Raw genomic sequence first — 13,455 nt, 5'->3', positions numbered from 1 at the left:
AACCGGATGTAAGTCTATTCACACGTTTTCCGGGGTGTCGAACACGTCACACTGCGGGGGTACCACCCACGGCACCGCCCGCACGCTGGGCGTTTCCCCTCCCGGGGAGGGGGTGGTCCCGCGCGCCGCGGACCCGTCACAGCATTCGGTTATACGGAGAGTAGTTTTCACGACGCAACAACGCTGGTCATTCACGGTCGGGGTGGTGCGGGCCCGCGCGGGCGGGGCGGAGCGGCCCGCCGTCGGGGGCACGCGCGCACGGCGTCGTCACCCCCTTCCCTCCCCTCCCCCGGGCGGGCCCCGTCGTCACCCCCGCACCGTCCACCGCGTGGGTTACCCTGAGCCGGTGAACACCGCGACACCCGCCGACGGCGCGACCGGGCCGTCGACCGCACCCGGCACCTCCGGGGCGACGGCGGCACCGCGGCGGCACCTCCCGGCCTGGATGACGTTGCTCACCGCCGTCGTCGGGGCCGGGATCCTCGCCGCCGTCGCCGTCCTCCCCGCCGCGGCCGCCGTGGGCTGGGCCGTGAACTCCGGCTCGGAGATGATGAACTCCAACGTGCGGGACATGGCCTCGGCCGCGTCCGTCCCGCAGACCACGACCGTCACCGACCGCGACGGGAAACCCATCGCCCGGCTCTACGACCAGCGCCGCGAACCGGTCCCCGGCGACCGCATCTCCCGGGCGATGAAGGACGCCATCGTCGCCGTGGAGGACCGGCGGTTCTACGACCACGCCGGGGTCGACGTCCGCGGCACGCTCCGGGCCGTCGCGGCGAACCTCTCCAGCGGCGGCGTCGAACAGGGGGCCTCGACGCTCGACCAGCAGTACGTGAAGAACTACCTCCTCCTCATCGACGCCGACACGGACTCCGAACGGGCCGCGGCGACCGAACAGTCCGCCGCCCGCAAGCTGCGGGAGATGAAGATGGCCGCCGACCTCGACCGGCAGCTGTCGAAGGACGAGATCCTCACCCGCTACCTCAACCTCGTCTCCTTCGGCCACGGCTCCTTCGGCGTCGAGGACGCCGCGCGGACGTACTTCGGGGTCTCCGCGGCGGACCTCTCGCTGCCGCAGGCCGCGACGCTCGCGGGCATGGTCCAGTCGACGAGCGCGCTCGACCCGTTCACGTACCCCGAGGCGAGCCTCGCCCGGCGCAACGTCGTCCTCGACGCGATGGCGGACACCGGCGTCGCCGCCCCGGCCGACGTCGCCGCGGCGAAACAGGCCCCGCTCGGCGTCCGGGAGACCCCCGGCGGCGCCCCCTCGGGCTGCATCGGGGCCGACGACGCCGGCTTCTTCTGCGACTACACCCTGTCCTGGCTCAACGACCACGGCCTGTCCCCCGACACCCTCCGGCGCGGCGGGTACACCGTGCGGACGACGCTCGACCCCGCCGCCCAGGAGGCGGCCGTCCGGGCGACCCGCCGCAACGCCGACCCGCAGGCCACGGGCGTCGCCGAGGCCACGACGTTCATCCACCCCGGGGAGACGACGCACGACGTCGTCGCCATGGCCTCCTCCCGGGAGTACGGCCTGGACACCGACCGGCACCAGACGGTGCTCCCCGTCACGCACTCGCTCCAGGGCCACGGCGCGGGGTCCGTGTTCAAGGTGTTCGTCGCCGCCGCCGCGCTGGAGGACGGCATGGGGCTCGACACGATGGTCGACGTGCCCCGCCGCGTGGAGGTCACCGGCCTCGGCAGCGGCGGCGCGGAGGGCTGCCCGCCGGCGACGTACTGCGTGGAGAACGCGTCGACGGCCTACCCGGCGCGGATGCCGCTGCGGGAGGCCCTCGCGCAGAGTTCGAACACGCCGTTCATCACGATGCTCCAGAAGATCGGCGTGCCGCGCGCGGTCGACCTCGCCGTGAAGCTCGGGCTGCGGTCCTACGCGGAGCCGGGGTCGGACCCGGCCGGCGGGTCGATCGCGGACCGGGTGACCGCGGAGAACTCCGGGTCCTTCGTCCTCGGGCCGACGCCGGTGAACCCGCTCGAACTGTCCAACGTCGCCGCGACGCTCTCCGACGACGGCCGGTGGTGCGAGCCCACGCCGGTCATCAGCGTGACGGACCGTGACGGCCGGGACGTCCCCGTCGGCAAGAACGACTGCGAGCAGGTCCTCGACCCCGGCATCGCCCGGGCCCTCGCCGACGGGCTCGGCGGGGACACGGCGCACGGGACGGCGGCCGCCGCCGCCCGCGCCGCCGGCTGGACCGCCCCCATGTCCGCGAAGACCGGCACGACGGAGACCAGCTACTCCGCCGCCTTCCTCGGCTTCACCCCCGGCTGGGCGGGCGCGGTCTACGCCTACAACGACGGCGGCACGCCGTCCCCGCTGTGCACGTCGCCGCTGCGGCAGTGCGCGAAGGGCGGCCTCTACGGCGGCAACGAGCCGGCGGCCACGTGGTTCGGCGCGTCCCTGCCGGTGATCGACCGCTTCGGCTCCCCGGGCCTGCCACCCGTCGACCCCCGGTTCCTCCGCCAGCGCTCCCCGGAGGCGGGCGGTCTCGCCCGGACGGGCACGCCGGGGGTCCACGCGGCACCGTGACCGCGGGCGGCCCCGCGGCGGGCTCACCGTGGCTGCGCCCCGCGGCGGGCCGGACGGGCACGCCGGGGACCGTCACCCCTCCCCGCTAGACTGGCCTGCGTGAAACGCTCCGTGACATTCAACGCCAGCGCGGCGACCAGCCGCTTCCGTCGACTCCGCGGCGCGCGTGACACGGCGGGGGGACACCCGTCCCGCCGCGTCCTCCGGACCGCCGCGACGGTGCTGGGGGCCGGCGCGGTCGCGGGGGCGGCCACCGTCGCCGCCGCCGTCGCCGAGACCTCCCGGTTCACCCTCCACGAGGTCACCGTGCCGGTCCTTCCCCCCGGGACCCTCCGCGACCGGGCGTCGTTCCGGGTCCTCCACCTCTCGGACCTGCACATGATCCCCTGGCAGCGGCGCAAGCAGCAGTGGGTCTCGGACCTCGACCGGCTGGAGCCGGACCTCGTCGTGAACACCGGCGACAACCTCAGCGACGTCGGGGGCGTGCCCGGCGTGCTCGCCGCCCTGGGGCCGCTGCTCGCCCGGCCGGGGGTCTTCGTCTTCGGCAGCAACGACTACTGGGCGCCCCGCCTCCCCAACCCGTTCGGCTACCTGTGGGGGCGGAAGAACCCGCCGGGGTCCGTGGAGCTGCCGTGGCGGGGGATGCGCGCGGCGTTCATCGAGCACGGCTGGGAGGACGCGACGCACCGCCGGGTGGAGTTCGTCGCCGGTGGGGTGCGGCTCGCCGTCGCGGGGGTCGACGACCCCCACCACGATCTCGACGACTACGCGACGGTCGCCGGCCACCCCAACGAGGACGCGGACCTGGCGCTCGGCCTGTCCCACGCCCCCGAGCCGCGGATCCTCGACCGGTTCGCCGCGGACGGCTACCAGCTGGTCCTGTCCGGTCACACGCACGGCGGGCAGCTGTGTCTGCCGGGCCAGCGGGCGATCGTGACGAACTGCGGGATCGACCGGTCGCGGGCGTCCGGGCTGTCCCGGTGGACGGAGCGGATGTGGCTGCACGTGAGCACGGGGCTGGGGAACTCGAAGTTCGTCCCGGTGCGGACGTTCTGCCGCCCGTCGGCGACGCTGCTGCACGTGGTGGAGCGGCCGGCGCGGTGACGGTCGCACAGCCGGCGATCAGCGGGCTGACGTGGCGTTTTGCACATCGTTTGAGCCAGCGTCTATAGTTGTCGACGTTGCGACGACGCCGCCGGACGGGTGAGTCATCATCCGCCGAATGCGTGTCGCTCCAGACCGGGGTATGGCGCAGCTTGGCAGCGCGCTTCGTTCGGGACGAAGAGGTCGTGGGTTCAAATCCCGCTACCCCGACAGCCACAGAAAGGCCCCCACCTGCTCGGCAGGTGGGGGCCTTTCGCATGTCCGGTGGGTGGGGCGGCAGCGCCGCGCGGGAGGCGGCCGGTCCGCGGGGCGGGGGCAGCGGCTGCACGGCCGGCGGCAGCGCCGCGCGGGAGGCGGCCGGGCGGACCCCGCGTCAGCCGTCGGGGTGGCGGAGGGCGGCGTCGTTCCCCTCCTCCCCTCCCCTCCCAAACCCCACCCGTCACATCCACACCACTAGTTAACAGGCACCACATGTGTAACATGGCGGCTGTCGCGCGGCGGCACGGCCGCGCACGCCCCGTCCCCGACGGCGTCCACCGGCCGCCGGTCGGGCACGGCGCCGGTCCCGGACCCCCCACAGCATTTGCTTTCCTGTGCAATACATGGTCACACTACTGGTCGACCCATGCGGGGCAGCCCGGCAGCGGACAGCGCCACCGGCCCGGACGGGCCTGCCTACCCACACCTGAGGAGATCCCATGTCTCGCCATCACCGCACCTCCGGCCGTCACCGCGCGGCCCCGACGGCCCGCCGGGCCCTCGGCTCACTCCTGGCCCTCGGCACGCTCGCCGGTGCCGCCGCCGCAGCGGCCGTCGCCCCGTCGGCGTCCGCGGCCCCGGGCAACGTCGTCGTCCTCGGCGACTCGCTCGCCGCGAACCCCAACCTCGTCGACTACCTCAGCGGCAAGATCACCCCGCTGCCCGGTGGCCGGCTCGACGGCGTCGGCTGCGGCTCCGACCAGCGCTTCGCCAACGCCGTCGGCGCAGGCAGCGGACTGCCCGCCGAGAACTACACGTGCGCCGGCGCCTCCTTCCGCACGGGCGGCCTGCACGTCACCGACCAGGCCGACCGCGCCGCCGCACAGGGCGCGCTGACCGGCGACACCCGCGAGGTCGTCATCTTCGCCGGGGCGAACGACACGTACCCCTACGCGACCTTCACCCCCAACCCGATGCCCGTGCCGCAGATCCGCGAGAACCTCCGCGTCGCCATCCGTGACACGGTCAACCACGTCCGCAGCCTCGCGCCGAACGCCGAGATCAAGATCACCGGCTACCCGCGCATGACCAACGACAACCGGGACGTCTGCCTGCTCAACGTCATCCCGGGGGCCCCGGTGCAGGACAAGATCTTCCGCACCGGCGAGTTCGAGGACGCGATCCAGTGGGCCCAGATCGACGGCGCCCGCGACGCCGGCGCCCGCTTCATCGACGTCAAGCCGCTGAGCTGGGACCACGGCATGTGCTCGAACGACCGGTGGATGGCCGGGCTCATCGACACGACGAGCGGCCCGCGCAACCTGCCGCTCCACATGACCGACGCCGGGCTCGACGCCGTCGGCCGGTTCGTCGGCGAGGCCTGACCCCGGCCTCCCCCCCCCCGGCCGGGCCCGGCGCGACGCGCCACCCCGGCCCCCTGACCCCGGCCGGCGCGCGCCCCGCCCGGCGCTGACCGCCGCCCGCGTCAGAACTCCTCGTAGACCGCCGGGTCCTGCCCCTTGAGCCGGCCGTCGGGCCGCCCGAGGGCGGTGACGGCCGCGATCTCGTCGGCCGTGAGCTCGACGTCCAGCGACCCGAGGTTCTCCCGCTGCCGCTCGCGCGACGACGCCTTCGGGATCGCCACCGACCCCACCGCCCGGTGCCACGCGAGCACGACCTGCCCCGGGGTCGCCCCGTGGGCCTCCGCCGCCGCCGTCACCGGCGCGGCGTCGAGCACCGCCCCGCGCCCGAGGGGACTCCACGCCTGCGTGACGATCCCGCGGCTGCGGTGGTACTCCAGGGCCTCCACCTGGGGGAAGAAGGGGTGGAGCTCGATCTGGTTGACGACGGGCAGCTCCCCCGTGGCCTGCTCGAGGGCGTCCAGGTGCTCGGGGAGGAAGTTGCACACCCCGACGTGCCGGACCAGCCCCCGCTCCCGGGCCTCGAGCAGCGCCCCGAACGCCTCGACGGCGTGCCCCCGGGACGGGTTCGGCCAGTGGATGAGGTAGAGGTCGATGTGGTCGAGACCGGTCCGGTACAGGCTCTCCTGCACCGTGACCAGGGCGTCGTCGTGCTCCTGGTAGCGCCCCGGGAGCTTGCTGGTGACGGTGACCCGGTCGCGGTCGACCCCCGACCGGCGGATCCCCTCCCCGACGGTCCCCTCGTTCTCGTAGTTGTACGCGGAGTCCAGCAGGGTGTACCCGAGGTCGAGGGCGTCGGCGACGGCACGCGCGCCGTCGTCCCCCCGGAGCCGGTACGTGCCGAACCCGAGGACGGGGAGGTCCGGGCCCCCGGCCGCGGGACCGGCTGTGGATGTGGTCGTGGGAATCGTGCGTCGGTCGGTCATGCCACCACCGTAGCGCCGGTGTGTCACACCCCGCCGACCGTCCGTACCACCGGACCCGCAGGTGGAACCGCCTTCCCACCTGGTAACGTAGGTCACGTTCGATGACGTCCGCGGCGACACGACCCCCGTGACCCCGTGAGTCAGCCCGGGGAGCCGGGGCCCGCCCGGCGGCGACCCCGACAGTGGTCGGCCGCCCCCGCCGGTGGACGTCCGGAGTGCCCGAACCTGCCCCGCGGAGCCACCGCCACACCGGTGCCACCGGGCCACGGAGCGCAGGTCCATGTCTACCGAGTTGGGGTGTTGTCGCCACCGTGAGCCTGTTCACCGTCCCTGCCGTCGCGGCGCTGGCCCTCCTGCTCGTCCCGCTGCTCGTCCGGATCCTCGACCGGCAGGCGGGCTGGCCCCTCGCGGTGGTGTACCTGGGGTTGGGGGGCTACGTCGGCTCCCACGCCCGGGGCATCCTCGACGGCACGCCGGTGACCGCGTCGGTGACGTGGGTCGACGGCCTCGTCCCCGGGCTCGACGGCGGACTGTCCCTCGCCCTCCGGCTGGACGCCCTGTCGCTGTTCTTCACCCTCCTCGCGCTCGTCATCGGCGCGGTCGTGTTCGTGTACTCCACGCAGTACCTGCACGTGGGGCGGAAGATCCTCAGCTTCTACCTGTTCATGGCGACGTTCATGACGTCGATCCTCCTCCTCGTCCTCGCCGACGACGTGACGGTGCTGTTCTTCGCCTGGGAGACGGTGTCCCTGTGCTCGTTCTTCCTCATCGCCCGCTCCGGGTCGAGCGGCGAGGCCGGGTCGGTCCGGACCCTCATCCTCACCTTCGCCGGGGGGCTGCTGCTCCTCGCGGCCGTCGGGGTCATGGTCGCGGCGACGGGGACGACGTCGCTGACGGGCATCATCCACAGCGACGTGTGGGCCCGCGAGCCGGGGACGACGACGCTGGTCGCGGTGCTCGTCGCCCTCGCCGGGTTCTCGAAGGCCGCCCAGTTCCCCTTCCACGCCTGGCTGCCCGAGGCGATGGCCGCGGACACCCCGGTCTCCGCGTTCCTCCACGCGGCGGCGGTCGTCAAGGCGGGCGTGTACGTGCTCATCCGGTTCTCGGGCATGTTCCACGGCACCGCCGTGTGGCACGTCATGCTCGTCGGGGTGGGGATGACGACGGCCGTCGCGGCGGCGGTCTTCGCGCTGCAGAAGACGGACCTCAAGAAGCTCACGGCGTACTCGACGGTCTCGCAGCTCGGCTGGATCGTCGCCACGATCGGCATCGGCACCCCGTTCGCGATCACCGCGGCGATCCTCCACACCGCCGCGCACGCGATGTTCAAGAGCTCGCTGTTCATGCTCATCGGCGTCGTCGACCACGCCACCGGCACCCGTGACATCCGTCGTCTCGGCCCGCTGTGGAACCGGATGCCCTTCACGTTCGCCGCCGCGGTCCTGTCCGCGGCGTCGATGGCCGGCATTCCCCCGCTGCTCGGGTTCGTGTCGAAGGAGGGGATGCTCGACGCCTTCCTCGACGCCCCGTTCACCGACCCGTGGGTCGTCGTCCTCCTCGTCGCGGCGACGGGCGGCGCGGTCGCGACGTTCCTCTACTCCGCCCGCTACGTCTTCGGCGCGTTCATCGACGGCCGCCGCGACATGAGCCACGTCCACGAGGCCTCCCCCCTGTTCTGGGTCCCGGCCGCGCTGCCGGGTGTCCTGTCCCTGCCGGCGGTGTTCTGGCTCTCCCGGTACGACGCCCCCCTCGATGCGGTGGCCGCGGTCGTCACGGGCGAGGACGCCCACAGTCACCTCGGGCTCTGGCACGGCGTGACCGTCCCGGTGCTCGTCACGGCGGTCGTCGTCGTCCTCGGCGTCGTCGGTGTCACGCAGCGGCACCGGATCTCGCGGTGGTCCGAGGGGCGGAAGCTCTTCCCGGTGAGCGGGGCGCAGCTCATCGCGCTCGTCGTCACCCTCGCCGCGCGGTGGGGGCGGCTCGTCAGCCGGCCCGCCGCGTCGATGGCCCCGAGCCGGCACGTGGTGTGGATCCTCGGGTCCGTCATCGCCCTGGGCATGTTCTCGCTGCTCGGGCCGGGCCGCCTGCAGGGGCTCGCGGACCTGCCGCCGCGGATGTCGGGGATCGACGACCCGACGGACCTCATCGCGCTCGTCATCGTCGCGCTGAGTGTCGGCGCGGTCGTGTCGACGCGGTCGCGGCTGGCGTCGATCGTGCTCTCCGGTATCGCCGGCGTCGGGGTCTCGTGGCTCATGCTGACGCTCGGCGCGCCCGACGTCGCGCTGACGCAGCTCCTCGTCGAGTTCCTCGTCGTCGTCGTCATGATGCTCGTCGTGCGGCACCAGCCGCGGCTCTACCTGCGGGAGGGGGAGAACCGGGCGAAGTTCGCGACGGTCCTCGCCACGATCGTCGGCCTCGTCACCTTCGTCGGGGTGTGGCTGCTCACCGGGCGGCACGGCAAGCCCCCGCTCGCGGACTGGTACCTCGACAACGCCCCGGAGATCTCCTCGGGCAACAACGTCGTGAACACCATCCTCGTCGAGTTCCGTGCCTTCGACACCCTCGGCGAGCTCACCGTCCTCGGGATGACCGGCATCGTCATCGCCGCGGTCGTCGCGTCCGTCCCGCGCTCGCCGCTGCCCGGCTACGGCCCGGGGTCGACGGCGGAGCTGTTCCGCGCGGAAGGGTCGACGCGCTTCCCGGACGTCCACAAGGTCCCGGAGCTCGCGCCGTTCTACTCCAAGTACCTGCGCAGCACCCACCTCAACTCCATCCCCACCCGGGCGCTCATGCCGTACCTGCTGCCGGTCCTGGGCCTCGTGTCCTTCACCGTGTTCATGCGCGGGCACAACGCCCCGGGCGGCGGGTTCATCGCCGCGCTCGTCGCCTCGGGTGCGCTGTTCACCTGGTACCTCGGCGCGCCGCGCAACCGCACCATCGGGGGCCGCGACCTCGGCTACCGGCTCATCGGCGGGGGCGTCGTCCTCGCGATGGTCACCGGGCTCGCCGGGTACGCCGGGGGCGGGTTCCTCACCCCGCTCCACGGGCACATCGGGTCGATGCACGTCACGACGTCGATGGTCTTCGACCTCGGCGTGTACCTGTCGGTCATCGGCATGGTCATCGTCGTCGTCAACCAGCTCGGCGGGCGGGAACGCCCCGGCCGGGGCGGCGGTCCGGCGGCCCGCACCGGCGGCGCCGACGACCGCGCGGCCCAGGCCGTCCCCGCGCCGACGACCGCCGGCCGGGGCGCGACGCCGCGCCGGCACTCGCCGATCCCCGCGCTCGCCGGGGCGACGGCCGTCTCCGCCGGCGGCGGCGCGTCCCGGCCGGACGCCGGCGGGGCCGCGGACGGTGACGCCGGTGAGGCGTCCGTCGTGACCCCCGGGGGCCGGTCCGGTGAGGCGTCCGTCGTGACCTCCGACCGGGGCACCGACGGCGACGCGGCCGCGGCCTCCGGGACGGGGACCGGGTCCGACGACGACTCCGGGACCCCCGACCCCGACGACGAGGACCTCGGCGTGACCTCCGACCTCCCCCCGGCGGAACGGTCGATCCTCAGCCGCCCCCTCGACGACGACGTCAACGACAGCGACGGCGAGGGCGAGGGTGAGGGCGACGGCGACCGGGACGGCGGCACGGCCGACACGACCGACGCCGTCGACGGCACGGCCACGGACGACACGGACAAAAACACAGCCGCAGCCGCAGCCACAGACACAGCCACAGACACCGCCGAGGAGACCGACGAATGATCATCGCAGCCGTCATCGCCATCCTCGTCGCGGGAGGCACGTACCTCATCATGCAGCGCGGCATGGTCCGCCTCGTCATCGGCATGACCCTCATCAGCCACGGGACGAACCTCATCCTCCTCGCCGCCGGCGTCGGCGCGTGGCGGGAGGAACCCCTCGCCGACCGGGCGACCGCCGCCGAGGCCGCGGACCCCCTCCCCCAGGCGTTCGTCCTCACCGCCATCGTCATCAGCATGGCGGCCACGGCCCTCATGCTCACCCTCGCCGCGCTCGGGCGCGACGACGACACGAGCGCCGCCGAGGACCCGGAGAAGGCCCGCAAGAGCTTCCGCTCCCTCCAGACCATGGGCCGGTCGGCCCACCACATCACGAAGGACTCCCCCGAGGCCGCCCGACGTCGACAGCGTGAGGAGAACTACTGATGGCCCCGACGGACGTGGGAGCACTGCTCCCCCTCTTCATCGCCGTGCCCCTCATCGCGGCGGGCCTCGCGGCCGTCGCCCCGTGGGCCGTGGTGCGCCGCACGCTCGGGATCGTCGTCCCGGCGGCGGGCGTCCTCGGCGGCGCGTGGCTCGTCGCCGCCGTGTCCGGGGACACCTCGACCGTCGCCCACGCCGTCGGCGGCTACCCGGGCGGGGTGTCGATCCCGCTGGCCGCGGACACGTTCACCGGCCTCATGATCGTCACGACGGGCCTCATCGCCCTCACCGCGAACTGGTTCGCCGACGCCGTCGGGGAGACCGCCGCCCGCTTCTACCCGGCGCTGACGCTCATGCTCATCGGCGGCGTGTGGGGCGCCGTGCTCACCGCCGACCTGTTCAACCTCTTCGTGTTCGTCGAGGTCATGCTCATGCCCTCGTACGGGCTGCTCGCGATGACGGGGACGTGGGCGCGGCTCGCGTCGGCCCGGATGTTCGTCATCGTCAACCTCGTGACGTCGGCGGTGCTCGTCATCGGCGTCGGGTTCACGTACGCGGTGGTGGGGACGACGAACCTCGCCGCGCTCGCCGGGGCCGCCGGTCCGCGCGGGGTCTCCTTCGCCGACGGCGTCCACGGCACGCAGTGGCAGCTCGTCGTCGCCCTCGGCCTCGTCCTCCTCGCGCTCGGGGTGAAGGCCGGGATGGCCCCGGTCCACACGTGGCTCCCCCGCGCCTACCCGTCGACCTCGCCGGCGGTGATGTCCCTGTTCTCCGGCCTGCACACGAAGGTCGGCGTGTACGCCATCATCCGGGTGTTCATGGTCGTCTTCGAGGGCGACCCGGCGTGGTCGTGGGCGATCATCGTCATCACGGTCGCCGGGATGCTCATCGGCGCGTTCGCGGGCATGGCCGAGGCGTCGATGCGCGGGGTGCTGGCCTACCAGATGGTCAACGGCATCCCGTTCATCCTCGTCGCCCTCGCCTTCGTCGCGGAGAACCCCCGGCTGCTGCTCAGCGCCGCGCTGTTCTACATGCTCCACCACATGGTCACCGCCGGGTCGCTCATCATGACCGCCGGTGCGGTGGAGGAGACGTACGGCACCGGGCGGATCCGCACCCTCAGCGGGCTGCTGCGCCGCGACCCGTTCCCCGCCGCCGTGTTCGCGGCGGGGGCGCTGTCGATCATCGGCTTCCCGCCGTTCTCCGGGGTGTGGGGCAAGCTCGCCCTCGTCCTCGGCGTCGCCGGCGACGGGACGTGGAAGGCGTGGCTGGTCGTCGGCGCGATCCTCGTCGCCGGGCTCGGCAGCCTGTTCTCCATGCTCTACGTGTGGCGGGAGGTCTTCTGGGGCAAGCCGATGAGCCCGAAGCAGATGAACCCGTCGCTCGCGGTCTCGCCGCGCTTCGTGCTGCCGGGGGCGACGCTGCTCGCCGTGAGCGTCGCGATGTTCGTCGGGGCGGGCGGCGTGTTCGCGCTGACGAACCGGGCGGCCGACGACCTCACGGACACCGCCCCGTACGTCCACGCGGTGCTCGGCGGGGAGCGCGGCGTCGGCTCCGTCCTCGACACCGACTCGTTCGGGGTCGGGGCGGCCCGTCCGACGGACCCCTCCCCGGACACCCCGGGGACGCCCGTCGCCCCCGCCCCGCGCGGCACCGCCGACGCCCCGGCGACGTCCGGGGCACCGGCGGCCTCCCACGCCCCCGCCGCCCCCGCCGCCCCCGACACGGAAGCTGGTGACCACCGGTGAAGCTGCTCAGGACCGTCATCCACTGCGCGCGGTACGTCCTCTGGCTGACCGGCCAGATCATCGTCGAGTCCGTCGCGATGGTCTACGACACGTTCACGACCGGCCGCAACATCGCCCCCGTCGTCCTCTACTACCCCCTGCGCGTGACCTCCGAACGGGACATCGCCGCCCTCATCGCGTCGATCACGATGACCCCGGGCACCCTCGCCCTCGGCGTGACCGGCCCCAAGGAGGTCGACTACGACGCCGCCGCCGGCAACCGCGACCGGCACGACGCCTCCGCCGTCGCCGGCGCGGAGTTCGACACGCACGGCCTGACGAACGTCCAGCGCTTCCTCGCCGTCCACGCCATGTACGGCTCCGAACCGGAGGAGCTGCTCCACGACATCGCCGTCATGGAGGCGAAGCTCGCCCCGTCCGTCCGGAAGCGCAAGCAGCAATTCGACGTCAAGCACCTCGTCGAGCGCGGCACGCCGGGACCGCGCGGCTACCACGGCAGCCGCGGTGGCCGTGCCCGCAACGAGGACGCCTTCGACATGGAGAAGGTGGACTCGACGCCCCACGCCGCCGCGTTCGTCGCCGCGATCCTCGCCCAGGAGGCGTCCCGCGACCCCGCCCACGCCCACGAGCTCGCCGACGAGATCCGCCAGGAGATCGCCGAACGCAACGCCCGCCGCGCCCGCGGCGACGACGTCTCCCCGTTCCCCTCGACGTGGCCCAGCCCGGGCGACGCCGCCCGCCTCGGTGAACAGGACGGCACCCAGGACCTCCGGGCCGACCTCGCCGACCGCCGGCCGCCCGGGGACACGGTGCCCGACACCCCGCCGCCCGGCCACTCCGACGCCGTCGGGACGGACATCCGCCGGAGCATCGACCGGGCCCGGCGCGACGGCATCCCCCTGAGCAGCGTCGACGAGACGCAGGCACCGCGCGGAGGGTCCCGTCGTCCCCCCTCCGGGCCCCGCCCCGACGGCCGCACCGACCGCGCCCCCGACCCCGACCCCCGACCCGACCGCCGCCCGGCCCCCGACCCAGAGAGGAACGACGACCGATGAGCCCCACGACCTTCCTCACCATCGCGGGCGGCATCACGATCGCCGTCAACGCCCTCGCCCTGCTCATCGTCCTGTGGCGCGCGGCGTCCACGCACAACGACGCCCGGCGCGCGGTGCTCTCCGACATGGTGTTCTTCGCCATGGTCGGACTGTTCCTGTCCTACTGCCTGTTCCACCGGTCGGCGATCACGTACGACGTCGTCATGTTCGCCGGCCTCTTCGGCGCGTTGACGACCATCGCCTACGCCCGCATCATCACCCGAGGGAGGCGCTGA

9 protein-coding genes and 1 tRNA gene are annotated in these 13,455 nt (G+C 73.6%); 9 read left to right on the top strand and 1 reads right to left on the bottom strand.

Annotated features, from left to right (window positions below):
* Positions 1–346 precede the first annotated feature (346 nt).
* The 4 genes from CBOVI_RS01200 to CBOVI_RS01185 all read left to right on the top strand — a co-directional run bounded on the left by CBOVI_RS01200 (position 347) and on the right by CBOVI_RS01185 (position 5,241).
* Positions 347–2,554 (top strand): transglycosylase domain-containing protein, encoded by a 2,208-nt coding sequence (locus CBOVI_RS01200; protein ID WP_232625775.1) that lies wholly within the window; start codon positions 347–349, stop codon positions 2,552–2,554.
* A gap of 222 nt (positions 2,555–2,776) precedes the next feature.
* Complete coding sequence (locus CBOVI_RS01195) at positions 2,777–3,658, top strand: metallophosphoesterase (RefSeq protein ID WP_221190533.1); 882 nt, start codon at positions 2,777–2,779, stop codon at positions 3,656–3,658.
* A gap of 136 nt (positions 3,659–3,794) precedes the next feature.
* Positions 3,795–3,868, top strand: a tRNA-Pro gene (locus CBOVI_RS01190).
* 488 nt (positions 3,869–4,356) lie between these two features.
* The gene (locus CBOVI_RS01185; RefSeq protein ID WP_010273056.1) at positions 4,357–5,241 is read left to right on the top strand and encodes an SGNH/GDSL hydrolase family protein; all 885 of its coding nucleotides are present in this window, start codon (positions 4,357–4,359) and stop codon (positions 5,239–5,241) included.
* A gap of 101 nt (positions 5,242–5,342) precedes the next feature.
* On the opposite strand, the gene CBOVI_RS01180 is transcribed toward CBOVI_RS01185, so the two are convergent.
* Entirely contained in the window at positions 5,343–6,203 is an 861-nt protein-coding gene (locus CBOVI_RS01180) for an aldo/keto reductase (RefSeq protein ID WP_125173761.1), read from the bottom strand.
* Positions 6,204–6,514: 311 nt separating this feature from the next.
* On the opposite strand from CBOVI_RS01180, the gene CBOVI_RS01175 reads away from it, so the two are divergent.
* From CBOVI_RS01175 to CBOVI_RS01155, 5 genes are read left to right on the top strand one after another with little or no spacing between them, the layout of a single operon-like run.
* The gene (locus tag CBOVI_RS01175; protein ID WP_183273699.1) at positions 6,515–9,958 is read left to right on the top strand and encodes a DUF4040 family protein; all 3,444 of its coding nucleotides are present in this window, start codon (positions 6,515–6,517) and stop codon (positions 9,956–9,958) included.
* Positions 9,955–10,380, top strand: a complete 426-nt coding sequence (locus tag CBOVI_RS01170; RefSeq protein ID WP_010269629.1) for a cation:proton antiporter subunit C — start codon at positions 9,955–9,957, stop codon at positions 10,378–10,380. The genes CBOVI_RS01175 and CBOVI_RS01170 overlap by 4 nt, the downstream gene beginning before the upstream one ends.
* Positions 10,380–12,125, top strand: coding sequence for a monovalent cation/H+ antiporter subunit D family protein (locus tag CBOVI_RS01165; RefSeq protein WP_010269633.1), 1,746 nt, complete (start codon positions 10,380–10,382; stop codon positions 12,123–12,125). Before CBOVI_RS01170 ends, CBOVI_RS01165 begins: the two co-directional genes overlap by 1 nt.
* Positions 12,122–13,180, top strand: coding sequence for a Na+/H+ antiporter subunit E (locus tag CBOVI_RS01160; RefSeq protein WP_010269636.1), 1,059 nt, complete (start codon positions 12,122–12,124; stop codon positions 13,178–13,180). The genes CBOVI_RS01165 and CBOVI_RS01160 overlap by 4 nt, the downstream gene beginning before the upstream one ends.
* The gene (locus tag CBOVI_RS01155; protein ID WP_010269640.1) at positions 13,177–13,455 is read left to right on the top strand and encodes a cation:proton antiporter; all 279 of its coding nucleotides are present in this window, start codon (positions 13,177–13,179) and stop codon (positions 13,453–13,455) included. Before CBOVI_RS01160 ends, CBOVI_RS01155 begins: the two co-directional genes overlap by 4 nt.

Source organism: Corynebacterium bovis DSM 20582 = CIP 54.80, from assembly GCF_030408615.1.
Taxonomy (GTDB): domain Bacteria; phylum Actinomycetota; class Actinomycetes; order Mycobacteriales; family Mycobacteriaceae; genus Corynebacterium; species Corynebacterium bovis.
Note: the sequence above shows the minus strand (reverse complement) of the source record. Positions and strands in the feature narration are given on the sequence as shown.

What these genes read in the sequence shown, in the direction of transcription:
- CBOVI_RS01185 (WP_010273056.1), top strand. Translation starts at nt 4,357, where the DNA reads ATGTCTCGCCATCACCGCACCTCCGGCCGTCACCGCGCGGCCCCGACG.
- CBOVI_RS01180 (WP_125173761.1), bottom strand. Translation starts at nt 6,203, where the DNA reads ATGACCGACCGACGCACGATTCCCACGACCACATCCACAGCCGGTCCC.
- CBOVI_RS01170 (WP_010269629.1), top strand. Translation starts at nt 9,955, where the DNA reads ATGATCATCGCAGCCGTCATCGCCATCCTCGTCGCGGGAGGCACGTAC.
- CBOVI_RS01165 (WP_010269633.1), top strand. Translation starts at nt 10,380, where the DNA reads ATGGCCCCGACGGACGTGGGAGCACTGCTCCCCCTCTTCATCGCCGTG.
- CBOVI_RS01155 (WP_010269640.1), top strand. Translation starts at nt 13,177, where the DNA reads ATGAGCCCCACGACCTTCCTCACCATCGCGGGCGGCATCACGATCGCC.